This window comes from Streptomyces sp. NPDC052721 (assembly GCF_040678315.1).
GTDB lineage: Bacteria > Actinomycetota > Actinomycetes > Streptomycetales > Streptomycetaceae > Streptomyces.
This window is the reverse complement of the sequence record NZ_JBFATL010000004.1, coordinates 219,133-243,051: the sequence shown is the minus strand read 5'-3', so window position 1 is coordinate 243,051 and position 23,919 is coordinate 219,133. Positions and strand designations below refer to the sequence as shown.

Here is a 23,919-nt window from a genome sequence, read left to right as displayed (position 1 = left end):
TCAACCGGTCCAGAGCGGCGGTGAGCAGATCCCGGTCGGCCGCGGCGAGGGACGCCGAGAGACGGTGGCCAGGGCCTTCGCCACGGTGACCCGGACCTCCCGGGAGGGATCGTCCGCCGCGCCCGCCGGCGGCCGGACCGCGTCCACCGAGACGAGCGCCCGCACGGCCTCCGTCCGGACGGCGATGCCGGGGTCGTCCAGCGCCGCCGCGAACACCCTGGCCTCGCCGAGGCGCAGGGCCCGCAGCACATCGAGGGCGGCGGCCCGGACCACGGGGTCGGCCTGACCGAGCGCCCCGGCGAGAGCGGCGCCCAGGGCCGGTTCGGCGGCAGCGTCTCGACCCCCTCCCGCAGCCAGGCCGCGGCAGCCGCGCGGACCTCGGCATCGGGGTCGGTGAGCGCACCGGCGAGGGCCCGGCCGGTGCCGGGCGGCACGGTCTCCGTGAGCACCGCGACGGCCGTACGGCGCACAGGGGGATCGGAGTCGGCCAGGCACGGCTCGACCGCCGAGAGTTCGGGCTCCGCCTCGGTCTGCCCCAGCAGCCCGAGCAGCCGGTGCTCTCGTTCTCCGGGGCACGATCTGCCGCCCGGCGGATCCGGTCAGGACAGTGCCGTCAAACCCGGGGCGAAGGTGATCAGCAGCGGGATCAGCGGCACCAGCGCGGCCACTGTCGTCGTCAGCGCCCGGTGCCGGCGCAGCAGCCGTGGCGGCGGCTCCAGCAGGCGGTCGACGCGCTCGCCGAGGAGACGGCGGCTGGAGTCGCAGGACAGGACACCCCGGTGCTGGTTCAGCTCGATCAGGGCGAGGGCCGTGGTGAGGTGCCCGCAGCGCCGGGAGGCCGTGTCGTCGGCGGCCAGCTCGACCAGGCGGTGCGTCTGGTCGCAGAAGTGGGCGAAGAGCGGCACGCGCGGAAAGCCCGTGGCGAGGGCGGTGGACAGGTGCAGCAGCCAGTCGTGGTGGGCGCGGGCGTGCCCGCGCTCGTGGGTGAGGACGGCGTCCAGTTGAAGGTCGGTGAGGCGGTGCAACGCCCCCGTGGTGACGACCAGTTGCGGCGGGTGACCCGGCATCCACCAGGCGTCCGGGTACTCGTCCTCCAGCACCAGCATCGGCCCGCGCGCCGCCGGCAGCCCGGCCGGCAGCTCGGGGGCACGCTCGCGCAGGTGCGCCCGGGCCTGGCCCCGGCTGCGGCGGGCCTCGACGAGTTCGCGGGCCAGCATCGCCGTCGTCCAGGCGGCCCCGCAGGCCAGCAGTACGGTGAGCGCGGCGGCCCACACCGGCGCGGTGGACAGGTCGTACGCGGCGGTGACGGCGGGCGGCGCGGGCGCGAACACGCGGTCGCGGACGGTGTGGAAGACGGCCGCCGCGCCCAGGACCAGTGCGGTCAGGCAGCACAGCAGGACGGTGGCGACCAGGCACTGCCACACCCACAGTGCGACCACGGGTTCCCGCTCGGGCCAGGCGGCACGGGTCAGCGCGCGCGGCGCCGGTACGGCGGCCGTCAGGGCGACGACGCTCAGCAGGAGCAGGCAGACAGTCATGCCGGGGCTCCGGTTCCTGGTCGGAGAGGTGTGCGGGTGACGGTGGTGCCGGGCACGCGTCACGCGACGGCGGCTCGCGCGTGGTGCGTGTCCCCGTCAGTATGACGAAGACGGGCGGCCGGAGTCAGGTGCCGACACCGATCCGCCGGGACCGGACCAGGCCCGTGACTCCCGCCGCGCCCGGCCGGCCCGCCACACAAGCCACCGGCCCGCCCGGCACAGCCGCCCGGCGACCCCCCGCAGCGTCAGCCCGACACCACCCGCCCGCTGACCTCCCCCAGCCCCACCCGGCGGCCGTCCGCGCCCGGGGCCCATGCCGACAGGGTGACCACGTCGCCGTCCTCCAGGAAGGTCCGTTTGCCGTCCGGGAGTTCGAGGGGGTCGCGGCCGTTCCAGGTCAGTTCCAGCAGGGAGCCGCGCTGGCGTTCGGCGGGGCCGCTCACCGTGCCGGAGCCGTACAGGTCGCCCGTGCGCAGCGAGGCGCCGTTCACGGTCATGTGGGCGAGCTGCTGGGCGGCGGTCCAGTACATGGTGGAGAAGGGCGGTTCGGAGACGACGTGGCCGTTGACCGCGACCGAGATGCGCAGGTCGTAGCCGCCAGGTTCCGTGCCGGGCGCCGAGTCGTCCAGGTAGGGCAGCAGCGGATGGGTGCGCTCCGGAGGCGCCACGCGCGCGTGCTCCAGCGCCTCCAGCGGAGTGATCCACGCCGACACCGAGGTGGCGAAGGACTTGCCGAGGAACGGGCCGAGAGGGACGTACTCCCAGGCCTGGATGTCCCGCGCGGACCAGTCGTTCAGCAGGCACAGTCCGAAGACGTGCTCCCGGAAGCCGCCGAGCGCGACCGGGCTGCCGAGCCGCGACGGCACGCCCACGACGAAGCCGACCTCGGCCTCGATGTCCAGCCGGATCGAGGGGCCGAAGACGGGCGCGGGGTCGGCCGGGCCCTTGCGCTGCCCGGACGGCCGTACGACGTCCGTGCCGGAGACGACCACGGTGCCGGAGCGGCCGTGGTAACCGATCGGCAGGTGCTTCCAGTTGGGGGTGAGGGAGTCCTCGGCGTCGGGGCGGAAGATCTGGCCGACGTTCCGGGCGTGGTTCTCCGAGGCGTAGAAGTCGACGTAGTCCGCGACCTCGAAGGGCAGGTGCAGGGTCACCTCGGACAGGGGGTGGAACAGCGGCTCGACGGTCGCGCGGTGCGCCGGGTCCGTGACCCAGGACGTGACGGCGCGCCGTACGTCCGACCAGGTGGAGCGGCCGGCGGCCAGCAGCGGGTTGAGGGTGGGCCGGGCGAGCAGCGGCTGGTGGGGCGAGCCGAGCGCGGCGGCCGCGGCGCCCGCGTCGAGGACGTGGTTCCCGAGCCGGACGCCGATCCTCCGCTCCGTGCTGCCGGAGGGCGCGAACACGCCATAGGGGAGGTTGTGCGGACCGAAGGGGTCGCCCTCGGGGACGTCGAAGGGGGGCATGGGGTGCTGCCTCACTCTCATCCGGGCCATGCATGGCACCGCGTTCCATGTGGTCGGGCCACACGTTACGGCCGAGCTGAGTGTCTTGGGCAGTGCCTCACCAGGTGCTCGAAAGGTTTGGGGGCGGAGGCGGAGGACGGCAGCCCCCTGCTCAAGTTCGCTTCACCGCGCCTGGTCACACACCTGGCCGCACCCCACGACTGAGCGGCGCTCACCGCGCGGTCCACGGTGAGGGGTTGGCGGGAACGGCACGTAAGTGCGGGGAATGACGGGTGAGTCGGCGGGGCGTCCTGTCCGTATTCTCTGATCATGGCACCCACCCCGGCATATGCACTGATCGCCACTGACCTGGACGGGACGCTGCTGCGCGGCGACGACACCGTCTCGGACCGGTCCCTCGCCGCGCTCGCGCGGGTGGCGCGGGCCGGTGCCCGGCACCTGGTGGTGACGGGCCGCCCGGCACCGCGGGTGCGGCCGCTGCTGGCGGACCTCGGCTGCGCCGGGCTCGCGGTGTGCGGGCAGGGGGCCCAGGTCTACGACGCCGGTACCGACCGTCTGCTGTGGTCGGTCCGGCTGGACCGGGAGCTGGCCGAGACCGCGCTCGGCAAGATCGAGGCGGAGGTGGGGCAGATCTACGCGGCGGTCGACCAGGACGGCGTGGACGGGCTCACGCTCATCGAGCCGGGCTACCGGATGCCCCACCCGACGCTGCCCGCGGTGCGGGTCGGCCGGCGGGACGATCTGTGGTGCGCGCCCATCAGCAAGGTGCTGCTGCGGCACGCCACCCTGTCCGACGACGAGTTGGCGGCCGTGGCCCGCGCGGCGGTGGGCTCGCTGGCGACGGTCACCATGTCGGGGCCGGGCACGGTGGAGCTCCAGCCGTGCGGGGTGACGAAGGCGACCGGGCTGGCGCTGGCCGCCGAACGTCTCGGGATCGCCGCCGAACGGGCTCTCGCGTTCGGCGACATGCCCAACGACATCCCGATGTTCGACTGGGCCGGGCGCGGTGTCGCCATGGCCAACGCGCATCCCGAACTCAAGGCGGTGGCCGACGAGGTCACCCTGTCGAACGAGGACGACGGCATCGCCGTCGTCCTCGAACGACTCTTCCCGACCGACTGACCGGAACATCAGTAGCGCCCGGCCCGGCCGCCGGTGCCGGTCAGTACGCGCCGAACACGTTGTCGATGGACCCGTACCGCGCGGCCGCGTAGTTGCAGGCGGCGGTGATGTTGGCGACCGGGTCGTAGATGTTGAAGGACGTTCCGGGCACGTGGTACGCGTTGAACGTCGGGTCGATGACCTGGAGCAGGCCCTTGGACGGGATGCCCTTGGCGGCGTTGGAGTCCCAGAGGTTGATGGCGTTCGGGTTGCCCGAGGACTCGCGGATGATGTTGCGGTAGATGCCGTTGTAGGTGCCCGGGATGCGCTTCTCGGCCATGATCGCGAGCGACTCGCGGATCCAGCCGTCGAGGTTGTTCGGGTAGCCGGCGGGGGTGGTGGCCGCCGTGGTGGTGGCGGTGCTGGGGGCCGCGGAGGCGCTGGTCGCGCCGATGAGCGGCAGGGCGAGGACGGCGGCGCCGGTGCCGGCGGCGGTGAGCGCGCGGACGAGACGGCTGTTCCGGGTACGGCGGGGCTGAGCGACAGCAGACATGGGGGCGTTCCTCTCCGGCGCCTGCGGGGTGAGCTGTCGGGTTCGGGCGGGGAGGTGCCCGGCCGTGCCCCTGACGGAGGCATGGCTTCACCCCTAGCCGTCCGGCGCGGCGTGTGCCGTCCGGACCGGCGGCTTACCTGGGTCCCCCGCTCCTGCCGTACGAATTTCGTCGATGGGTATGCGGGCGGCGGCAGGATTCGGCGTCCGCCCGACGGCCCGGAACGTATGCGAGAGCACATGTCGGGAACAAGGGCCGGATTCATGCAACGTGCGATTTGACCTTGATCGACGGCGTATGGGGTGCTTGATCCTTTGCGGTTGCCAATGCTCAACTCGCCAACGGCGCAAGGGGTCACGGGGGTTCGGCCGGGGAGGTGGGGCGGCCGGTCGCGTGACCCAATTCACGAAATAGCAAACAGTTTTAAATCGGACATGGGGGATTAGGGGGATTCATGCTTGAAGTCGGGGTGATGCCGGAACCTGGCATATGGGGCGCGTCGTTGCCGAGGTGGGGGCACAGTGTCCGGATTACTCTTATATGGATAAATTTCCGTTCACACTGTGTGATCAAGACCATGCCGGTCATGGTCCGGTATCGCCCGGGCTGGACCGGTGGGCGCTATCGGTGATCGAAAGAGGACCGGATACGCTGACTTGAGTGAGGGCAGCGACCTATCGACAAACCGTGTAATCGCCAGCAGACACCAGCAGACAGGAGACCCCTCGTGACCGTCGTCGGGCCGTTCGGGCTGAGCGTGCGGGACCAGGCTCTCGAAGCCGATGTCCAGGCCGGATTGGCGGCTGTCGAGGAAGGCTTGCTCGAAGCCACCAAGAGCGAGGTCCCGTTCATCACGGAGGCCGCGCAGCACCTGGTGCGGGCGGGCGGGAAGCGGTTCCGGCCACTCCTCGTGATGCTCGCCGCCCAGTTCGGCGACCCCTACGCGCCGGGCGTGGTGCCGTCGGCCGTGGTCGTGGAGCTGACCCACCTGGCCACGCTGTACCACGACGACGTCATGGACGAGGCGGCCGTACGGCGTGGCGTGGACAGCGCCAACACGCGCTGGGGCAACTCCGTCGCGGTCCTCACCGGCGACTTCCTCTTCGCCCGCGCCTCCCAGATCCTCGCCGACCTCGGCCCCGAGGCGGTCCGGGTGCAGGCCCTGGCGTTCGAACGGCTCGTCACCGGCCAGATCCTGGAGACCGCGGGCCCCTCGGACGGCCGAGACCCGGTCGAGCACTATCTGGACGTGCTCGCCGGCAAGACGGGCTCCCTGGTGGCGGTGTCGTGCCGGTTCGGCGCGATGATGTCCGGCGCCGACGAGACGCTCGTCGACGTGCTCACCCAGTACGGCGAACGGCTCGGAGTCGCCTTCCAGCTCGCGGACGACGTCCTGGACATCGCCTCCGACTCCCACGAGTCCGGCAAGACGCCGGGCACCGACCTGCGCGAGGGCATCCCGACCCTGCCGGTGCTCCGGCTGCGCGAGCGGGCCGCCCGGCTGGGGCTGGCCGAGGACGTCGCGCTGTGCGAGCTGCTGGACTCCGACCTCAGCGACGACGCCCGGCACGCCGAGGCGCTGGCCGCGCTGCGCGCGCACCCCGCGCTGGAGCAGGCCCGCCGGGACACCGTGCGGTACGCGGAGGAGGCGCGGGCCGCGCTCGCCCCGCTGCGCGAGTGCGATGCCAAGGCGGCGCTGATCGAGCTGTGCGACGCGGTCGTGCACCGCGCCGGCTGACCCGGCCGGTCACCCGTACGGGCGCCGGCGTCCGGCACGACCCCTACGGGTCGGGTGGAGAAACCGCCGCCGGGTGTCATACCGCAGGTGTAGACGGAGTTGGCTCCGAGGTCTGACGCTTGTTCACGGCCGATTTGGTCAGATGGACACCACGGAAATCACCACTCCTCACCGTTTCGGGTGAGAATGGCGGCTCAGGGTGGACCAGCGGACCAGCGTGAGGACAGCCGCCGCCGACGACGGAGGTAAGGCACACATGGCACCGTACGAATCCGACGACGCAGTGGGCGCCGCGCGCGACGAGCACCCGCGCTCCGGCCGGCGCAAGGCCGCCCGGTACGCCGTGCCGGTCGCGGTGGTGGGGGTGGCGGCGGCCACGATCGGGCTGGTCCCGGCGCTCGCCGACTCCGGTGACCCCGACCTGCCGAAGATCAGCGCACAGCAGCTCATCGAGAAGATCGCCAAGTCGGACGTGCAGCAGCTGTCCGGCACGGTGAAGATCAGCACCGACCTCGGCCTGCCCGACCTCGGCGGCCTGGAGGACGGCCTGATGTCCGGCGCGGGCCGGGGCGGCTCGGGCGACGGCTCCTCCGCCGACCCGCAGGCCAAGCTCACCGAACTGGTCTCCGGCACGCACACCCTGCGCGTCGCCGCCGACGGCCCGGACCGGCAGAAGCTGTCGCTGCTGGAGAGCGGCGCCGAGTACAGCCTGATCCACGACGGCAAGGACGTCTGGGGCTACGACAGCAAGAGCAACGAGGTCCACCACTCCACCCGGCCCGGCTCCGGCAAGGAGCGTGAGGCCGAGCCGCCGGCCACGCCCAAGGACTTCGCCGACCAGGCCCTGAAGTCGGTGGACGACACCACGTCCGTCACCGTCGACGGCACCGCCCAGGTCGCCGGGCGCGACGCCTACAAGCTGCTGATCCGGCCCAGGCAGTCCGGCACCACGGTCGGCGCGATCAGCATCGCCGTGGACGCGAAGACCGGCATGCCGCTGAAGTTCACGCTGACGCCGAGGAGCGGTGGCGCCGCCGTGTTCGACGCGGGCTTCACCCAGGTCTCCTTCACCCGGCCGGCCGCCTCCACGTTCGACTTCACGCCGCCCAGGGGCGCGAAGGTCACCGAGGAGAAGGACGCGGCCGGGGCCCGGGAGCACGCCCCGAAGCACGGCGAGGACTTCGCCGGAGGCCTTGAGGGCAGGGACGGGCTGAAGGTGCTGGGCAAGGGCTGGACGTCCGTCGCCACCTTCGACACCGGCGCCAAGGGCGGCCTGCCGACCGGCTCCCAGGGCGGTGACCTCGGCGGCTTCCTCGGCTCGCTGGGCGACCCGGTCTCCGGGAAGTTCGGCAAGGGCACGGTCTTCTCCACCCGTCTGGTCAACGCCCTGATCACCGACGACGGCACGGTGTACGCCGGCGCGGTGACCAAGGAGGCCCTGGTGAAGGCGGCCGACGCGGGGAAGTGACCTTCCCGGCACGCCGCACCGGATGAGACGAACGGGACGAACCGAGGGGAGCCGATGGACGAACCGTCCGCCACGCAGCCGGACCCGGGCGACGCGACGGCGAGTGTGATCGCCACACGCGGCCTCACCAAGCGCTACCGCGGCGGACAGCTCGCCGTGGACGGTCTCGACCTGACCGTCCCGGCGGGCAGCGTCTTCGGCTTCCTCGGCCCGAACGGCTCCGGCAAGACCACCACCATCCGCATGCTGATGGGTCTGATCGAGCCGACCGCGGGCACCGCCCGGGTGCTCGGCCGGCCCATGCCGCGGGCGGCCCGTACGGTCCTGCCGCAGGTCGGCGCGCTCATCGAGGGCCCCGCCCTGTACGGCTTCCTCTCCGGCCGGGACAACCTGCTGCGCTACGACGCCGCCGACCCGACCGCCGACCCGCGCACCCGGCGCGCCCGCGTCGCCGCGGCGCTGGACCGGGTCGGTCTCGCCGCCGCCGCGGGCAAGAAGGCGAAGGCGTACTCGCTCGGCATGAAACAGCGTCTGGGACTGGCCGCCGCGCTGCTCCAGCCGCGCAGACTGCTCGTCCTGGACGAGCCCACCAACGGTCTCGACCCGCAGGGCATGCGCGAGATCCGCACCCTGGTCAGGGAGTTGGCCGCCGACGGCACGACCGTCTTCCTCTCCTCGCACCTCCTCGACGAGATCGAACAGGTGTGCACCCATGCGGCGGTCATGGCGCAGGGCCGGCTCGTCACCCAGGGCGCGGTGGCCGATCTGGCCGCCGGGGCGCGCGGCCGGCTGGTGGTGACCACCCCGGACCCGGCCGAGGCGGCACGCGTGCTGAAGGAACTGGGCGTCGCAGACGTGACGGCCGACGGCGACCGGGTCACCGGCGAACCCCCGGCGCGGGATCTCGCCGAGGTGACCGCGGCCCTGGTCACGGCGGGCGTCCGGGTCCGGGGCCTCACCGTCGAACGGGCCTCGCTGGAGGACGCGTTCGTGGCGCTGACCGGGGAGGGCTTCGATGTCGCGGGCTGATGTGCTCCAGGCGGGCGCCGGGCGCCGGGCGAACCCCCTGTGGACCCTCGGGCTGTTGCGCAGCGAGCTGGTCACCACCGTCCGCCGCTGGCGCACGCTGGCCCTGCTCGGGGTGCTGGCCGCGGTGCCGGCGCTGGTCGGGATCGCGGTGAAGATCGAGACGCGGGGCGGCGGGCCGGCGGGCGGGGGCGGCGGCGAGGGCCCTGCCTTCATTTCGCAGATCACCAACAACGGCCTGTTCCTGGTGTTCACCGCACTGGCCGCGACCCTGCCGTTCTTCCTGCCGATGGCGGTCGGCGTCGTGGCGGGCGACGCGATCGCCGGGGAGGCCGGCGCGGGCACCCTGCGCTATCTGCTGGTCGCCCCGGCCGGCCGCACCCGGCTGCTGCTCACCAAGTACGCGACCGTGCTGGCCTTCTGTCTGCTGGCCACCCTGGTCGTCGCCGTCTCGGCGCTGCTCGTCGGCGCGCTGCTCTTCCCGCTCGGCGAGCTGACCACGATCTCCGGCACCCGGATCAGCTTCGCCGAGGGGCTCGGCCGCGCCCTGCTGATCGCCCTCGTGGTCGCGGCCTCCCTGGTCGGCGTGGCGGCCCTCGGCCTGTTCGTGTCGACGCTCACCAACAGCGGCATCGCGGCGATGGCGACCACGGTCGGCCTGCTCATCACCGTGCAGATCGTCGACCAGATACCCCAGTTGCACGCGATCCAGCCGTACCTGTTCTCGCACTACTGGCTGTCCTTCGCCGACCTGATGCGCGATCCCGTCTACTGGGACGACCTGGTGAAGAACCTGGGTCTCCAGGGGCTGTACGCGGCCGTGTTCGGCGCGGCGGCCTGGGCGCGGTTCACGGCGAAGGACATCAACGCCTGACGCGGGCTCACCGGAGTGGGGCGCCGACGGCCTCGTACGGGAAGCGCGCGAGGGGCGCGTCCTGCGCGAAGAACGTCTTCGCGCGCGCCAGCGCCTCGGCGTCCTCGTGTACGTCACCGGGCGCGCTGCCGTTGCCGAGCAGGACCCCGCCGAAGCGCATCCGCAGGTAGGCGGCCGAGTTGTTGAGCGTGCCGGCGTACGGGTCGGCGACCGACGGCTCGTCGTCCGCCAGCGCGGCGATGCCCCAGAGGGTGCGGCCGGCCATCGTCGCCTTGAAGTCGACGCCCGGGGTGCGCAGCCAGGCCGACCAGTAGTCCAGGTAGCGCTTGGTGAGGCTGGACACCGAGTACCAGTACAGCGGCGAGGCGATCACGATGTCCGTCGCCGCCAGCGTGGCGTCGAGCAGCAGGCCGGCCGGGGTGTCCGGGGACGGCCGGACATGGTCGCTGTCGTGCCGCAGGTCCACGAAGTCGGGCAGGGGGTGGTCGGCGAGGCGGATCCAGCGCTGTTCGACCTCGCCGGGCAGCTGCGCGGCGGCCTCGCGGGCCAGCAGTTCGGTGTTGCCCGCTTCCCGGGCGCTGCCCAGGAGGAAGAGGAAACGGCGGCTCATGAGTCCCCCAGATGTGTCATGTCGTACCGCGATTGAATGCGTACGCATCCTATGCACATGCAAGCAACTTCCGCCAGAGTGCGGCTGGTGCGAGGCTGTGACGTCGCGGTGACGTGGAAAACCGTGCGGAGCGGACACACTGGTGGGCAGGACGCGTACGACCGGATCGCGACGCCGGGGGAGTGAGGGACACCGATGGCTGGAGTCAGCTTCGAGAAGAAGCGGGCGCGGCAGCCCGTGGGGCCCGCGGCGGCGGTGTCCGTCCGGGTGTTCGGCGCGGGAGGCGCGTCGGTGGACGGGGCGTCGGTCGTGGCGGCACCGGGCGAGGAGATCCAGCAGGCCGTGCTCGACCACCTTCAGCGCCTGGCCATCAGCGTGGGCGCGCCCATACGCGCCACGGTCCACGACGACCTCGCGGGCTGCGTGGTCCCCCTGGAGGTCTCCGCGGACGGCTCCAGCCGGGTGACGGGGGAGGCGGTCCGGGTGACCCCGCGGCCGGCGGCGTCCGGGACGCCGGGCACCGTGCAGGCCCCGACCGGGCAGTTCGGACCGGCGCCGGTGATGAACGGGCCCGACACGGACACACAGGGCCCCGCGGCTCACAGCCCCCTCGCTGCCCTGCCGCCGGAGCCCTCCGCTCCCACCCCCACCCCGGCCCGTGGATTCGACGCGGTCGCCGAGGAGGTGCTCGGGGACGGGCCGCTGACCGAGACCGCCGAGGGTGCGGAACTGCTCACCGAGCCGCTGAGCCGGATCAACGAGGCCGTGCGGTCCGGCCGTATCGACACGGCGGCGGAACTGGCCGACCGGACGCTCGCCGAGGCGTCCGCCGTGTTCGGCCCGCGCCACGCCGAGGTGCTGCACCTGCGCGAACTGTCCGCCTACATCGCCTACCTGGCCGGTGACCCGGTCCGCGCCTTCCGGCTGTCCCTGGACGTCGCCGGGCTGCGCCGGCAGGCACGGGACGGGGAGGCCGCCTACGACAACGTGCGCAGCGCGGCCACCGCCTGGCGCGCGGTGCGCGACCCGGAGGAGGGCCTGCGCCTGGGCCGCGACCTGATCGACCTGTGGACGGACCTCACCGCCGAGCCGGGCCCCGCCGCGGACGACCCGGGCCCGCTGGAGTCCGCCCGCGCCCGCATGGTCCGCCTGACCGACCGCGTGGCCAAGGCGGCGGCGCAGGCGTGACCGGCCTCACGCAGAGCGGGCGGACCCGGCGTCACTGCACGCAGAACTCGTTGTCCTCCGGGTCCGCCATCACCACCCACTGGCCGCCGGGCTCCTTCACCTCGCGCACCACCCGGGCGCCCAGCGCCTGAAGGCGTGCCACCTCGTCCGCGCGCCGCTCCGGGCCGGCGTGGACGTCGAGGTGGAGCCGGTTCTTCACGGTCTTGGGCTCCGGTACCCGCTGGAACAGCAGCCGCCGCCCGAGCCCGGTGCCGGACCCGGGGTCGTACGGGTCGTCGGGGTGCCGTACGGCGATCAGGTCACGGAACGCGGCCCGCCCGTGGTACTCGACGGTGGCCTCCCCGGACAGCGCGCCGACGGACAGCAGCCGTTCGACGAGGGCGCTGTTGTCCTCGGGGGTGTAGTGCAGCGCGGCGGCCCAGAAGTCGGCCTGTGCGTGCGGGTCGGCCGCGTCGATGACGAGCTTCCAGTGCAGGGGGGCGGGCGCCTGTGTGGTCATGGCTCCCACTTATAGCCGGACGCGTCGGCGGAAGGGGGCACTCCGCCCCCTGGGGCGACTGTGCCCCCTCCAGGTCAGGCGTCCGCCGGAGTCGACGCCGACGGCGATGTCGACGCCGATGTCGGCGTCTCGACCGTGCGGGCCGTCGGCACGGCGAGCCGCGCCGGTCGCCTGGCCCACCGCAGCGCGTCGCCCGTGAGCAGGATCAGCGCCAGCCAGACGAGCGCGAACCCGGCCCACCGCTCGGCCGGCATGGCCTCGTGGAAGTAGAGGACGCCGAGGAGGAACTGGAAGATCGGGGCCAGGTACTGCAGCAGGCCCAGCGTGGACAGGGGCACGCGGATCGCCGCCGCGCCGAAGCAGACCAGCGGGAGGGCGGTGACGATGCCCGTGGAGGCGAGCAGGGCGGCGTGTCCGGCGCCCTCGCCCAGGAAACTCGCCTCGCCGTGCGCGGTCAGCCACAGCAGATAGCCGAGCGCCGGCAGGAACTGGATGGCGGTCTCGGCGGCCAGTGACTCGACCCCGCCGAGGTCCACCTTCTTCTTGACCAGCCCGTAGGTGGCGAAGGAGAAGGCGAGGCAGAGGGAGATCCACGGGGGGCGGCCGAAGCCGACGGTCAGTACGACGACGGCGGCGAGGCCTATGCCGACCGCCGCCCACTGCACGGGCCGCAGCCGCTCCTTGAGGAGCAGCACGCCCATCGCGATGGTGACCAGCGGGTTGATGAAGTAGCCGAGCGAGGCCTCGACGACGTGGCCGGCGTTCACCGCCCAGATGTAGACGCCCCAGTTCACGGTGATGACACCGGCGGCCACGGCGACGAGGCCGAGCCGACGGGGCTGGCGCAGCAGCTCTCCGGCCCAGGCCCAGCGGCGTACGAAGAGCAGCGCGGCGGCGACGAACACCAGGGACCACACCATGCGGTGGGCCAGGATCTCCATGGCGCCGGCCGGTTTGAGCAGCGGCCAGAACAGGGGCACCAGCCCCCACATGCCGTAGGCGGCGAAGCCGTTCAGCAGGCCTGTGCGGTGCTCACCCTCGGACGTCCCGGCCACGTCCCCTCCTTCTCGCTCGTGCGTCCGCGCGTGGACGCACGAGGACGAAGGTAGCGCCGGGCGACCCCGGCTGTCATGCTCGTATCGCCATACGGTCATGACAGCCGGGGGTCCGCCCGTGTCAGCCCTTGAGCGCGGCGGTGACGGCCTCCGCGAGCGGCGTGGCCGGGCGGCCGGTCAGCCGGGACAGGTCGCCGGAGGAGACGACCAGCTCTCCCTTCTCGATCGAGGCGTCCACGCCGGCCAGGATCCCGGCCACCGGCGCGGGCACCCCGGCGCCGGTCAGGATGCCGGTGAGGGCCTCCACCGAGACCGGGTTGTAGACGATCTCCCTGCCGGTCTGCCGGCTCAGCTCGGCCGCGTACTCGGCGAAGCTCCACGCCTCGTCGCCGCCCAGCTCGTACGTCGTGTTCTCGTGACCCTCGCCGGTCAGCACCGCGACCGCGGCGGCGGCGTAGTCGGCGCGGGCGGCCGAGGAGACCCGGCCGTCACCGGCGGCGGCCACCACCGCGTTGTGCTCCAGCACCGGCGCCAGGTTCTCGGTGTAGTTCTCGTGGTACCAGCCGTTGCGCAGCAGGCTGTAGGGCAGGCCGGAGGCGAGCAGCACCTGCTCGGTCGCCCGGTGGTCGTCGGCCAGTGAGGCCGTCAGGGTGCCGGGGGCGCTGGTGTAGGCGAGCAGTGCCACGCCGGCCGCCTTGGCCGCCTCGATGACGACCGTGTGCTGCCCCACCCGGCCCTTGTCGAACTCGTTGCCGGAGATCAGCAGGACCTTGTCACCGGCGGCGAACAGGCCGTCGAAGGTCTCGGGCACGTTGTAGTCGGCGACGGCGAGCCGCACTCCCCGGGCGGCGAAGCCGGCGGCCTTCGCCTCGTCGCGCACGACGGCGGTGATCTGCTCGGCCGGGACCTTCTCCAGCAGCTGTTCCACGACGTGCCGGCCGAGGTGTCCGGTGGCTCCGGTGACGACGATGCTCATGAGGGGTGACTCCTTCTCCGGTGGGTATGCCACTCACCCTAGGAGCTGCACTAACCGAGCGAAAGTACCCACTTTGAAGTAAGGTACTGGTATGCCGGTAAGCAAGAACGTGGTGGACGCCGAGGCGATGTGCCCGCACCGCCTGGTCCTGGAGCACGTCACCAGCCGCTGGGGTGTCCTCGTCCTCATCGAGCTGCTGGAGCGGCCGTACCGGTTCAGCGAGCTGCGCCGGGCGATCAGCGGCTCCGGCGGCCGGGGCGTCAGCGAGAAGATGCTCACCCAGACCCTCCAGACCCTGGAGCGCGACGGCCTGGTCCACCGGGACGCCAAGCCGGTCATCCCGCCCCGCGTCGACTACTCGCTCACCGGCCTCGGCCGCGAGGCGGCGGAGCAGGTCCGGGCCCTCGCCCAGTGGACGCACAACCGCATGGACGAGGTCGAGAAGGCCCGCCGTGCCTACGACGAGAGCCGTCGCGCACACGCCGAGAGCCGCCGCGCATACGACGAAGCCCGGGACAACCAGTCCCGGGCCTCCTGAACCGGCAGCCTGATCAGCCGACGACCGTCCACGTGTCCCCGCCCGCCAGCAGCGCGGCCAGGTCACCCTTGCCGTGCTGCTCGACCGCGGTGTCGAGCTGCTCGGCCATCGCCGTGTCGTAGACCGGCCGTTCGACGGAGCGGAACACTCCGACCGGGGTGTGGTGCAGGGTGTCCGGATCGGCCAGCCGGGACAGGGCGAAGGCCGTGGTCGGGGACGCGGCGTGGGCGTCGTGCACCAGGACCTCCGCCTCGTTCTCCGGGGTCACGGTCACCACCTTCAGATCGCCGGTCCGCCGGTCGCGTACGACCCCTCTCGCGCCGTCGGGCCCGAAGCGGATCGGCTGCCCGTGCTCCAGCCGGATCAGCGCCTCCTCGGCCCGCTGCTTGTCCTTCAGGGCGTCGAACGCGCCGTCGTTGAAGATGTTGCAGTTCTGGTAGATCTCGATCAGCGCCGTGCCCGGGTGGTCGGCGGCGGCGCGCAGCACCTCGGTCAGGTGCTTGCGGTCCGAGTCGATCGTGCGCGCCACGAAGGACGCCTCCGCGCCGATCGCCAGCGACACCGGGTTGAACGGCGCGTCCAGCGAACCCATCGGCGTCGACTTGGTGACCTTGCCGACCTCGGAGGTGGGCGAGTACTGGCCCTTCGTCAGGCCGTAGATCCGGTTGTTGAACAGCAGGATCTTCAGGTTGACGTTGCGGCGCAGGGCGTGGATCAGATGGTTGCCGCCGATGGACAGCGCGTCGCCGTCACCGGTGACGACCCACACGCTCAGGTCCCGGCGGGAGGAGGCCAGGCCCGTGGCGATGGCCGGGGCGCGGCCGTGGATGGAGTGCATCCCGTAGGTGTTCATGTAGTACGGGAAGCGGGAGGAGCAGCCGATGCCGGAGACGAAGACGATGTTCTCCTTCGCCAGCCCCAGCTCCGGCATGAAGCCCTGCACGGCCGCGAGGATCGCGTAGTCACCGCAGCCCGGGCACCAGCGCACCTCCTGGTCCGACTTGAAGTCCTTCATCGACTGCTTGGCCTCGGCCTTGGGGACCAGCTGCAGCAGCCCGTTGGTGGCGTCAGTCATCGATGGCCTCCTTCAGCGCCGCGGCGAGCTGTTCCGCCTTGAACGGCATGCCGTTGACCTGGTTGTAGGAGTGGGCGTCGACCAGGTACTTCGCCCGGACGAGGGTGGCGAGCTGCCCGAGGTTCATCTCGGGGACGACCACCTTGTCGTAGCCCTTCAGGACCGTGCCGAGGTTGCGCGGGAAGGGGTTGAGATGGCGCAGATGGGCCTGGGCGATCGACTCGCCGGCCGCGCGCAGCCGCCGTACCGCCGCCGTGATCGGGCCGTAGGTCGAGCCCCAGCCGAGGACCAGGGTCCTCGCTCCGTGCGGGTCGTCGACCTCCACGTCGGGGACCTCGATGCCGTCGATCTTGGCCTGCCGGGTGCGGACCATGAAGTCGTGGTTGGCCGGGTCGTAGGAGATGTTGCCCGTGCCGTCCTGCTTCTCGATGCCGCCGATGCGGTGCTCCAGGCCCGGGGTGCCCGGGATCGCCCACGGCCGGGCCAGCGTCTGCGGGTCCCGCTTGTACGGCCAGAAGACCTCGGTGCCGTCCTTCAGCGTGTGGTTCGGGCCGGAGGCGAACTGCACCCGCAGGTCGGGCAGCTCGTCCAGGTCGGGGATGCGCCACGGCTCGGAGCCGTTGGCCAGATAGCCGTCCGACAGCAGCATCACCGGCGTGCGGTAGGTCAGCGCGATCCGGGCCGCCTCCAGGGCGGCGTCGAAGCAGTCGGCCGGGGTCTGCGGCGCGACCACCGGCACCGGCGCCTCGCCGTTGCGGCCGTACATCGCCTGGAGCAGGTCGGCCTGCTCGGTCTTGGTCGGCAGACCCGTCGACGGGCCGCCGCGCTGGATGTCCACCACCAGCAGGGGCAGCTCCAGCGAGACCGCGAGACCGATCGTCTCGCTCTTCAGGGCGATACCGGGGCCGCTCGTCGTGGTCACCGCCAGCGAGCCGCCGAACGCCGCGCCCAGCGCCGCGCCGATGCCCGCGATCTCGTCCTCGGCCTGGAAGGTGCGCACGCCGAAGTTCTTGTGCTTGCTCAGCTCGTGCAGGATGTCCGAGGCCGGCGTGATCGGGTACGACCCCAGGAACAGCGGAAGATCCGCCTGGCGGGACGCGGTGATCAGGCCGTAGGCCAGGGCGAGGTTGCCGGAGATGTTCCGGTAGGTGCCGACCGGGAAGGCCTTGGTGGCCGGCGCGACCTCGTAGGAGACCGCGAAGTCCTCGGTCGTCTCGCCGAAGTTCCAGCCCGCGCGGAACGCCGCGATGTTGGCCTCCGCGATGTCCGGCTTCTTCGCGAACTTCGATTTCAGGAACTTCTCGGTGCCCTCGGTGGGCCGGTGGTACATCCAGCTCAGCAGACCCAGCGCGAACATGTTCTTGCTGCGCTCGGCCTCCTTGCGGGAGAGGTCGAACTCCTTCAGCGCTTCCACGGTGAGCGTGGTCAGCGGCACCGGATGGAGGCTGTAGCCGTCGAGCGAGCCGTCGTGGAGCGGGTCGCTGGCGTACCCGACCTTCTGCAGGGCGCGCTTGGTGAACTCGTCGGTGTTGACGATGATCTCGGCGCCGCGCGGGAGGTCGCCGATGTTGGCCTTCAGGGCGGCCGGGTTCATGGCGACCAGGACGTTCGGCGCGTCACCGGGGGTGAGGATGTCGTGGTCGGCGAAGTGGAGCTGGAAGGACGAGACACCCGGCAGGGTGCCGGCGGGGGCGCGGATCTCGGCGGGGAAGTTCGGGAGGGTGGAGAGGTCGTTGCCGAAGGAAGCGGTCTCCGAGGTGAAACGGTCCCCGGTGAGCTGCATGCCGTCACCCGAGTCCCCCGCGAACCGGATGATCACCCGGTCCAGGCGCCGCACGTCCTTCGCGCCGCCCGGTTTGCGCTGCTCTCCCACGACGGTTCCGTCGGTCTGCTCCGCTGGGCTGCTGACCTGGCTGGTCACTGAACTGGACCTCCTTCGAGGCGGCTGTCCGGGGCCTGGTCGTCCCACGGACCATCCCAGGATCAACCCTACGTCGGTTAGGGTCGCCTTCCCGAGGCCATCCAAGGATTGGACGACATTTCGAGACGGCCTGTCGCGCTGTGTGCACATCATGTCCCGCATCGCCCGAGCACCGGTCAAGGCGCTCCCCGCGCGTGTACAGGTTCTCTCCTCCGGCTCCCGTCCGGACCCGGCGGTCGCCCTCTACGGGTCCCTCCGGGCCTTCCTCCCGGGTACCCGCCTCAACCGAAGCGGGAGAGGCTGACGCGGCGCTGACAGGGGGCTGACACCGGACCGGGCCCTCTAGGCCCTGTCGTCAAACTCCCGTCTGACGCGCGACGCCATGCACGCACTCTCGCCGCACCGGGCCCCGACCCAAGTACATCCAGTACGAGGGCCGGGGCCCGGCACGCCGAGAGCACGCACCTGACGCCGCGCGGCCCGCCCTCCGGGCGGACGACGGGAGTTTGACGACAGGACCTAGGAGTTCAGGTAGGTGAGGACGGCCAGAACCCGCCGGTGGTCCCCCTCGCTCGGGGCCAGGCCGAGCTTCAGGAAGATGTTGCTGACGTGCTTCTCCACGGCGCCGTCGCTGACCACCAGCTGCCGGGCGATCGCCGAGTTCGTCCGTCCCTCCGCCATCAGCCCCAGCACCTCGCGCTCCCGGGGCGTCAGCCCCGCCAGCACGTCCTGCTTGCGGCTGCGGCCGAGCAACTGCGCGACCACCTCCGGGTCCAGCGCCGTACCGCCCTCGGCGACCCGCACCACCGCGTCCACGAACTCCCGGACGTCCGCCACCCGGTCCTTGAGCAGATAGCCCACGCCCCGGCTGGAACCGGCCAGCAGCTCGGTGGCGTAGCGCTCCTCGACGTACTGCGACAGCACCAGCACCCCGAGCCCGGGGTGCAGCCGGCGCAGCAGTACGGCCGCCCGGACGCCCTCGTCGGTGTGCGTCGGCGGCATCCGTACGTCCGCCACCACCACGTCGGGCAGCTCACCCCGCTCGTCCAGCCCGGAGATGGTCTTCATCAGCGCGTCCGCGTCGCCGACGCCCGCCACGACATCGTGCCCGCGGTCGGTCAGCAGCCGGGTCAGGCCCTCCCGCAGCAGCACTGAATCCTCGGCGATGACCACCCGCACCCTGTCCTCCACGATCTTCCGGCCCCCAAGCCCGATCCCCCGCGACGCCGTCCGCCCGGGGCGTCCTCCGGGGGTCCAGCATTCCAGCAATCCCCCCGGGCCGCCGCCGGACCCAGGGGAATACCGGGGGAATACCGGGGCCGCGGCCGGGGCGTGTGGGGGGTGTTCTCAGGAGCGGGGGGGGGTACACCGTTCCCGCCGCTCAGGCCTTCAGCCGCGCCAGGGCAGTTCCGCGATCACCCGGGTGGGGCCGCCCGCCGGGGAGTCCACCATGAGCAGGCCGTCCACCGCGTCCAGGCGGGCGGCGAGACCGGCCAGCCCGGAGCCCCGGGAGGCGTCGGCGCCGCCCCGGCCGTCGTCGGTCACCTGGAGCATCAGCCGGTTCTCCGAGCGCCGGACGTCGACGGAGGCGGACCGGGCCCCGCTGTGCTTGCTGATGTTCTGGAGCAGTTCGGAGACGGTGAAGTAGGCGATGCCCTCGATGGCGGGCGCGGGCCGGGCCGGCAGGTCCACGGTCACCGTCACCGGCACCGTGCAGCGGGAGGCGACGGCCGACAGGGCCGCGTCCAGGCCGCGGTCGGTGAGCACGGCCGGGTGGATGCCCCGGGCCAGATCGCGCAGCTCCTGCAGGGCCAGCTTCACCTCGCCGTGCGCCTCCTCCACCATCGCCGCCGCCGCGTCGGGGTCCTCCAGCAGCTTCTCCTTGGCGAGGCCCAGTCCCATGGCCAGGTTGACCAGCCGGGCCTGGGCCCCGTCGTGCAGGTCCCGTTCGATCCGGCGCAGGTCCGCCGCCGCCGTGTCCACCACGATCCCGCGGTCGGACTCCAGCTCGGCGATCCGGCGCTCCAGCTCGTCCGACGGCGACAGCAGCCCCCGCACCATCGCCCGGTCCAGGTTCGCCATGCCCCGCGCGAGGTACGGCAGCACCGGCCACAGCACGAACAGCGAGGTCAGCACCGTGCAGAAGGTGAGGATGCCCCAGGGCAGCCGGATGGCGTCGTACAGCAGCGTCCGCCAGCCCACCGGGTCCTTCAGCGCCATCCACAGCCGCTGCACCGGGCCTCCGCTCTTGGCGAGCGGCAGCGGTGTCGGCTCCTCCACCCGTACCCCGAGCAGTTTGCGGGCCCGGGCCCGTTCCAGCTTGCCCAGCTGCCGGGCGCCCAGCAGGGACAGCGCGAGCAGCGGGAGACCGATCACGGTGAGGGTGAGGGTGCCGCCGGCCACCAGCACGGTGACCGCGTACGTGAACCCGAACAGCGCCACCGGCAGGTTCAGCAGGAGATACGCGATCTCCTTCCAGGTGTGGGCGTCATAGGCCGGCCGCGGCGGCGGCAGCCGGTGCAGGCCGTCGCGTCCGCCGTTTCCGGTGCGGCCGTCGCGTTCGTCGGTGCCGTCGGTCCGGTCGGCGGCGGGGCTGGGAGCGGTCATGCCGATCAGCCTGCCGTGCCCGGCACCGTCCACGCCATGCGGTACGCCGCCCTCCGCCGCCGGGGGAAAACCCCACCCCATCCCGGGTACCGGCTGTCTCACGGCCTGACGGGCTGCTTACCGGTTCTTTATCAGGGCCTAGACTCCCGTGCGTACAGGTCAACGAGGTCAACGAGGTCAGGGAGCGAGGGACGGACGGTGCGGGAGACGTTGGGGGACTCGTCGTACGCCGCGGTGAACGTCGTCGCGGCCGGCTACTTCCGGTCCTACTCGGTGGTCGGACTGCTCGCCCTCATCGGCGTGCTCTTCGTCGCGGTCGCCTTCGGCGCGGGCCGCCTGCTGCGCCCGGTCGTGCCGACACCTGAGAAACTCCTGACCTATGAGTGCGGCGTCGACCCCGTCGGCGAGGGCTGGGCCCACACCCAGGTCCGCTACTACGTCTACGCCTTCCTGTACGTGATCTTCGCGGTCGACTCGATCTTCCTGTTCCCCTGGGCGACGGTCTTCGCCGCCCCCGGCTACGGCGCGACGACCCTGGTGGAGATGTTCGTCTTCCTCGGCTTCCTCGCCGTCGGCCTGCTGTACGCATACAAGAAGGGCGTCCTGGCATGGACGTGAACCCCTCGACCTCCGAGTCCGTGTACCTGCCGGAGCCGAAGAGGCTGGGCGCGCTCGCCCGCCTCGCTCCCGAGCCGATGAAGGTCGTCCTGAACTGGGGCCGCCGCTACTCGCTCTGGGTGTTCAACTTCGGCCTCGCCTGCTGCGCGATCGAGTTCATCGCCGCGTCGATGGCCCGCCACGACTTCATCCGCCTCGGCGTGATCCCGTTCGCGCCGGGCCCCCGCCAGGCCGACCTGATGGTGGTGTCGGGCACGGTGACGGACAAGATGGCCCCGGCGGTCAAGCGCCTGTACGAGCAGATGCCGGAACCCAAGTACGTCATCTCCTTCGGCGCCTGCTCCAACTGCGGCGGCCCCTACTGGGACTCGTACTCGGTGACGAAGGGCGTCGACCAGATCATTCCCGTCGACGTCTACGTCCCCGGCTGCCCGCCGCGCCCCGAGGCGCTGCTCCAGGGCATCCTCAAGCTCCAGGAGAAGATCGCCCACGAGTCGCTGGGGGAGCGGTACGACAACGGGCCCGCCCGGCCGTCCGCCGCCGCCCTCCAGAGCGGCCTGGTGCCGCCCCCGGCGCCGGCCGGTGAAGGGGGCACGCGATGAGCACGGCCGCCGGCTGGCTGCCCGCCCCCGCGGAGGAACTCTTCGGTACGGAGGCCACGGCCGAGGAGTCCTACGACGTCCTGACCGTGGACGTACCGCCGTCCGCCTGGCTCACCGCCCTGGAGACGGCCCGTACGACCCTGTCCTGCACCTACTTCGACTGGCTGAGCGCGGTCGACGAGCCGGGCACCGGCTTCCGGGTCTGCGCGCACGTCGTCGCCCTGCACCCGGTCCGCCGGCTCCTCGTGCGCACGACGGTGCCGCACGACGCCCCGGCCCTGCCCTCCGCCGTCGGCGTCTACCCGGGCGCCGCCTGGCACGAGCGCGAGACCCACGAGATGTTCGGCGTCGTCTTCGAGGGCCACCCGGGGCTGGAGCACCTCCTCCTCCCCGAGACCTTCGAGGGCCACCCCCTCCGCAAGGACTTCGTCCTCGCCGCCCGCGTCGCCAAGGCCTGGCCGGGCGCGAAGGAACCCGGCGAGTCCGAACACGGCGGTCCGAAACGCCGCCAGATGCTGCCGCCCGGCGTGCCCGACCCCAACGAGTGGGGCCCCCTGAAGGGCCAGCTCCCACCCGCCCCGACCCGCCCGGCCAGAGCGGCGGCGGGCCGTGCGGCGGGAGGCGCGGCGGGGGAGCGTCCGGTACGGCGCACCCGCTCGGCCTCGGAGGGCTCGGCCGGCCAGACCGCTGCCGCAGGAGGGGCGGGGGAGGCTGGTCCTGGAGCTTCCGTTCGGCCGCGTCGGATGCGGAGCGCGGGCGAGGGCTCGGTGAGCCAGGCGGCGGCGCGGGACGAGGACGCGGCGACGCGCAAGCAGGCCGCGACCGAGGGCGACGCCACCCGGGCGGCGGCGCAAGGACCCACGGAAGGGCCGGCCGCCGAGGCCTCGGTGGCGCACGAGCCCGGTCCGGCGCCCGCACCCGCCCGGCCGCGCCGCGCCCGCAGCGCCTCGGAGGGCTCGGCCTCGCAGCGGACCCAGGCGGCGCCGGAACCGGCCTCGACGGAGCGGACGGAGCGGACGGAGCCGAAGGAACCGGCGGAGCCGGCGGAACCGACGGAACCGACGGAACCGGCGGGACCGGCCGGCGCCGCCCGCCCCGCCCGCCGGAGCACCGCCGCGCGCAGCTCGGACGCCCCGTGGCACCACGCCCGCCCGGCGTTCGCCGAGCCGGAGCCCACTGCTGAACCGGAGCCGCGGAAGGCAGCCGAGCCGGAGCGGTCCGCGGAGCCGGAACCGGAGCCGGAGCCGGATCAGTCTGCGCAGCCGCAGCCGCAGCCGCAGCCGCAGCCGCAGCCGCAGCCGCAGCCGCAGCCGCAGCCGCAGCCGGCTTCCGGCGAGGGGCAGGCAGCGGAGCCCGAGCACGGGCGCGCCCCCGAGCCCTCGCGGGCACCGGAGCCGGAGCCGGAGCAAACGCACGCCCCCGGGCCGCGCCCCGACGCCTCCGAAGACCTGACCACCACCCCCGACCCGACCACCCCCGACGACCCCGCAGGAGGCCCGCAGTGAACGGCGCGTTGGACGTCGCCCTGCGACTCCTGGTCGTCTTCGGCGTCTTCCTCACCTTCCCGCTGATCATCGGCCAGACCGAGCACAAGGTGATGGCCCACATGCAGGGCCGGCTCGGCCCGATGTACGCGGGCGGCTTCCACGGCTGGGCCCAGCTCATCGCGGACGGCGTGAAGTTCGCGCAGAAGGAGGACGTGGTCCCGGCGGGCGCGGACCGCCGCGTCTTCCAACTGGCCCCCGCCGTGGCCCTGCTGCCGTACCTCCTCGTCCTCCTCGCCATCCCCATCGGCCCGAGCGAGGGCGCCGTCGGCCAGGTCCTGGACGCCGGCGTGTTCTTCGTGCTCGCGGTGATGGGCGTCGGCGTCCTCGGCTCGCTGATGGCCGGCTGGGCCAGCGCCAACAAGTTCTCCCTGCTCGGTGGTCTGCGAACGGCCGCCCAGCTGCTCGCCTACGAACTCCCGATGCTGCTGGCGGCGGCCTCGGTCGCGATGGCGGCGGGCACGGTCTCCCTGCCCGGCATCGTGCACGCCTTCCACTGGTGGTGGCTGCCGTGGCAGATCGTCGGCGCGATCGTCTTCTTCGTCGCCGGACTCGCCGAGCTGCAACGCCCGCCGTTCGACATGCCGGTCGCCGACTCGGAGATCATCTTCGGCGCGTACACCGAGTACACCGGCCTGCGCTTCGCCCTGTTCCTGCTGGCCGAGTACGCCGGCATCGTCGTCCTGTGCGGCCTGACCACCGTCCTCTTCCTGGGTGGCTGGCACGGCCCGTGGGGCGCCGACGGCCTCGGCTGGGTCTGGACGCTGCTGAAGACCGCGATTCTCGCGTTCCTGGTCATCTGGCTCCGCGTCACCTACCCGCGGCTGCGCGAGGACCAGCTCCAGAAGCTCTCCTGGACCCTCCTCGTCCCCCTCTCCCTCGCCCAGATCGCCCTCACCGGCATCGTCAAGGTGGTGATCAGCTAAC

General features: G+C 72.4%; 23 protein-coding genes, 1 pseudogene and 1 riboswitch. Of the genes and pseudogenes, 11 read left to right on the top strand and 13 right to left on the bottom strand.

The window, feature by feature from the left end:
- From AB0L21_RS06405 to fahA, 4 genes and pseudogenes are all read right to left on the bottom strand, one after another.
- The gene (locus AB0L21_RS06405; protein ID WP_365782526.1) at positions 1-273 is read right to left on the bottom strand and encodes a hypothetical protein; all 273 of its coding nucleotides are present in this window, start codon (positions 271-273) and stop codon (positions 1-3) included.
- 89 nt (positions 274-362) lie between these two features.
- Positions 363-491: pseudogene (locus AB0L21_RS06400) on the bottom strand (hypothetical protein); the annotation flags it as partial.
- Between the two features lie 108 nt (positions 492-599).
- Positions 600-1,538 carry a M56 family metallopeptidase gene (locus tag AB0L21_RS06395; RefSeq protein ID WP_365707895.1) on the bottom strand — a complete coding sequence of 313 codons (939 nt, stop codon included), beginning with the start codon at positions 1,536-1,538 and terminating at the stop codon, positions 600-602.
- 245 nt (positions 1,539-1,783) lie between these two features.
- Positions 1,784-3,001 (bottom strand): fumarylacetoacetase, encoded by a 1,218-nt coding sequence (fahA, locus tag AB0L21_RS06390; protein WP_365707893.1) that lies wholly within the window; start codon positions 2,999-3,001, stop codon positions 1,784-1,786.
- Positions 3,002-3,310: 309 nt separating this feature from the next.
- Between fahA and AB0L21_RS06385 the strand changes: the two genes are divergently transcribed.
- A complete protein-coding gene (locus AB0L21_RS06385; protein ID WP_365707891.1) occupies positions 3,311-4,123 on the top strand; it encodes an HAD family hydrolase in 813 nt (270 codons plus the stop codon).
- 40 nt (positions 4,124-4,163) lie between these two features.
- On the opposite strand, the gene AB0L21_RS06380 is transcribed toward AB0L21_RS06385, so the two are convergent.
- Positions 4,164-4,655, bottom strand: coding sequence for a transglycosylase SLT domain-containing protein (locus tag AB0L21_RS06380; protein WP_365782524.1), 492 nt, complete (start codon positions 4,653-4,655; stop codon positions 4,164-4,166).
- Positions 4,656-4,660: 5 nt separating this feature from the next.
- A riboswitch (cyclic di-AMP (ydaO/yuaA leader) is annotated at positions 4,661-4,837 on the bottom strand.
- A 543-nt stretch (positions 4,838-5,380) separates the two neighbouring features.
- On the opposite strand from AB0L21_RS06380, the gene AB0L21_RS06375 reads away from it, so the two are divergent.
- The 4 genes from AB0L21_RS06375 to AB0L21_RS06360 all read left to right on the top strand — a co-directional run bounded on the left by AB0L21_RS06375 (position 5,381) and on the right by AB0L21_RS06360 (position 9,759).
- A complete protein-coding gene (locus AB0L21_RS06375; protein WP_365707887.1) occupies positions 5,381-6,391 on the top strand; it encodes a polyprenyl synthetase family protein in 1,011 nt (336 codons plus the stop codon).
- A 256-nt stretch (positions 6,392-6,647) separates the two neighbouring features.
- A complete protein-coding gene (locus tag AB0L21_RS06370; RefSeq protein ID WP_365782522.1) occupies positions 6,648-7,859 on the top strand; it encodes a DUF2092 domain-containing protein in 1,212 nt (403 codons plus the stop codon).
- Positions 7,860-7,913: 54 nt separating this feature from the next.
- Positions 7,914-8,888 carry an ABC transporter ATP-binding protein gene (locus tag AB0L21_RS06365; RefSeq protein WP_365707883.1) on the top strand — a complete coding sequence of 325 codons (975 nt, stop codon included), beginning with the start codon at positions 7,914-7,916 and terminating at the stop codon, positions 8,886-8,888.
- Positions 8,875-9,759: an ABC transporter permease gene (locus AB0L21_RS06360; RefSeq protein WP_365707881.1), complete on the top strand. Its 885-nt coding sequence runs from the start codon at positions 8,875-8,877 to the stop codon at positions 9,757-9,759. Before AB0L21_RS06365 ends, AB0L21_RS06360 begins: the two co-directional genes overlap by 14 nt.
- Positions 9,760-9,766: 7 nt before the next feature.
- Here the strand turns inward: AB0L21_RS06360 and AB0L21_RS06355 are convergent, their stop codons facing one another.
- Positions 9,767-10,369 carry an NAD(P)H-dependent oxidoreductase gene (locus tag AB0L21_RS06355; RefSeq protein ID WP_365782520.1) on the bottom strand — a complete coding sequence of 201 codons (603 nt, stop codon included), beginning with the start codon at positions 10,367-10,369 and terminating at the stop codon, positions 9,767-9,769.
- Positions 10,370-10,564: 195 nt separating this feature from the next.
- Between AB0L21_RS06355 and AB0L21_RS06350 the strand changes: the two genes are divergently transcribed.
- A complete protein-coding gene (locus AB0L21_RS06350; RefSeq protein ID WP_365707877.1) occupies positions 10,565-11,557 on the top strand; it encodes a hypothetical protein in 993 nt (330 codons plus the stop codon).
- 31 nt (positions 11,558-11,588) lie between these two features.
- Here the strand turns inward: AB0L21_RS06350 and AB0L21_RS06345 are convergent, their stop codons facing one another.
- From AB0L21_RS06345 to AB0L21_RS06335, 3 genes are all read right to left on the bottom strand, one after another.
- Complete coding sequence (locus AB0L21_RS06345; protein ID WP_365782518.1) at positions 11,589-12,056, bottom strand: VOC family protein; 468 nt, start codon at positions 12,054-12,056, stop codon at positions 11,589-11,591.
- Between the two features lie 74 nt (positions 12,057-12,130).
- A complete protein-coding gene (rarD, locus tag AB0L21_RS06340; RefSeq protein ID WP_365707873.1) occupies positions 12,131-13,111 on the bottom strand; it encodes an EamA family transporter RarD in 981 nt (326 codons plus the stop codon).
- Between the two features lie 121 nt (positions 13,112-13,232).
- Positions 13,233-14,087 carry an SDR family oxidoreductase gene (locus AB0L21_RS06335; RefSeq protein ID WP_365782516.1) on the bottom strand — a complete coding sequence of 285 codons (855 nt, stop codon included), beginning with the start codon at positions 14,085-14,087 and terminating at the stop codon, positions 13,233-13,235.
- Between the two features lie 91 nt (positions 14,088-14,178).
- Here AB0L21_RS06335 and AB0L21_RS06330 point away from each other — a divergent pair, with 91 nt between their 5' ends.
- Positions 14,179-14,625, top strand: a complete 447-nt coding sequence (locus AB0L21_RS06330; protein ID WP_365782515.1) for a helix-turn-helix domain-containing protein — start codon at positions 14,179-14,181, stop codon at positions 14,623-14,625.
- Positions 14,626-14,638: 13 nt separating this feature from the next.
- Here AB0L21_RS06330 and AB0L21_RS06325 read toward each other — a convergent pair whose 3' ends face one another.
- The 4 genes from AB0L21_RS06325 to AB0L21_RS06310 form a co-directional block, all read right to left on the bottom strand.
- Positions 14,639-15,700, bottom strand: a complete 1,062-nt coding sequence (locus tag AB0L21_RS06325; protein WP_365707867.1) for a 2-oxoacid:ferredoxin oxidoreductase subunit beta — start codon at positions 15,698-15,700, stop codon at positions 14,639-14,641.
- Positions 15,693-17,621 (bottom strand): 2-oxoacid:acceptor oxidoreductase subunit alpha, encoded by a 1,929-nt coding sequence (locus tag AB0L21_RS06320; protein WP_365782513.1) that lies wholly within the window; start codon positions 17,619-17,621, stop codon positions 15,693-15,695. The genes AB0L21_RS06325 and AB0L21_RS06320 overlap by 8 nt, the downstream gene beginning before the upstream one ends.
- Before the next feature lie 519 nt (positions 17,622-18,140).
- The gene (locus AB0L21_RS06315; protein ID WP_365704498.1) at positions 18,141-18,812 is read right to left on the bottom strand and encodes a response regulator transcription factor; all 672 of its coding nucleotides are present in this window, start codon (positions 18,810-18,812) and stop codon (positions 18,141-18,143) included.
- Between the two features lie 198 nt (positions 18,813-19,010).
- Positions 19,011-20,228 (bottom strand): sensor domain-containing protein, encoded by a 1,218-nt coding sequence (locus AB0L21_RS06310; RefSeq protein ID WP_365782511.1) that lies wholly within the window; start codon positions 20,226-20,228, stop codon positions 19,011-19,013.
- 198 nt (positions 20,229-20,426) lie between these two features.
- Here AB0L21_RS06310 and AB0L21_RS06305 point away from each other — a divergent pair, with 198 nt between their 5' ends.
- Genes AB0L21_RS06305 through AB0L21_RS06290 form a run of 4 tightly spaced genes read left to right on the top strand, consistent with a single transcriptional unit; the run spans position 20,427 to position 23,918 of the window.
- A complete protein-coding gene (locus AB0L21_RS06305) occupies positions 20,427-20,846 on the top strand; it encodes an NADH-quinone oxidoreductase subunit A (protein WP_014674316.1) in 420 nt (139 codons plus the stop codon).
- Complete coding sequence (locus AB0L21_RS06300) at positions 20,837-21,448, top strand: NADH-quinone oxidoreductase subunit B family protein (protein WP_365782509.1); 612 nt, start codon at positions 20,837-20,839, stop codon at positions 21,446-21,448. Before AB0L21_RS06305 ends, AB0L21_RS06300 begins: the two co-directional genes overlap by 10 nt.
- Positions 21,445-22,953 carry an NADH-quinone oxidoreductase subunit C gene (locus AB0L21_RS06295; protein WP_365782507.1) on the top strand — a complete coding sequence of 503 codons (1,509 nt, stop codon included), beginning with the start codon at positions 21,445-21,447 and terminating at the stop codon, positions 22,951-22,953. Before AB0L21_RS06300 ends, AB0L21_RS06295 begins: the two co-directional genes overlap by 4 nt.
- On the top strand, positions 22,950-23,918 hold the full coding sequence (locus tag AB0L21_RS06290) for a complex I subunit 1 family protein (RefSeq protein ID WP_365704506.1): 969 nt from the start codon (positions 22,950-22,952) through the stop codon (positions 23,916-23,918). The genes AB0L21_RS06295 and AB0L21_RS06290 overlap by 4 nt, the downstream gene beginning before the upstream one ends.
- The last annotated feature ends 1 nt before the right edge of the window (position 23,919 follow it).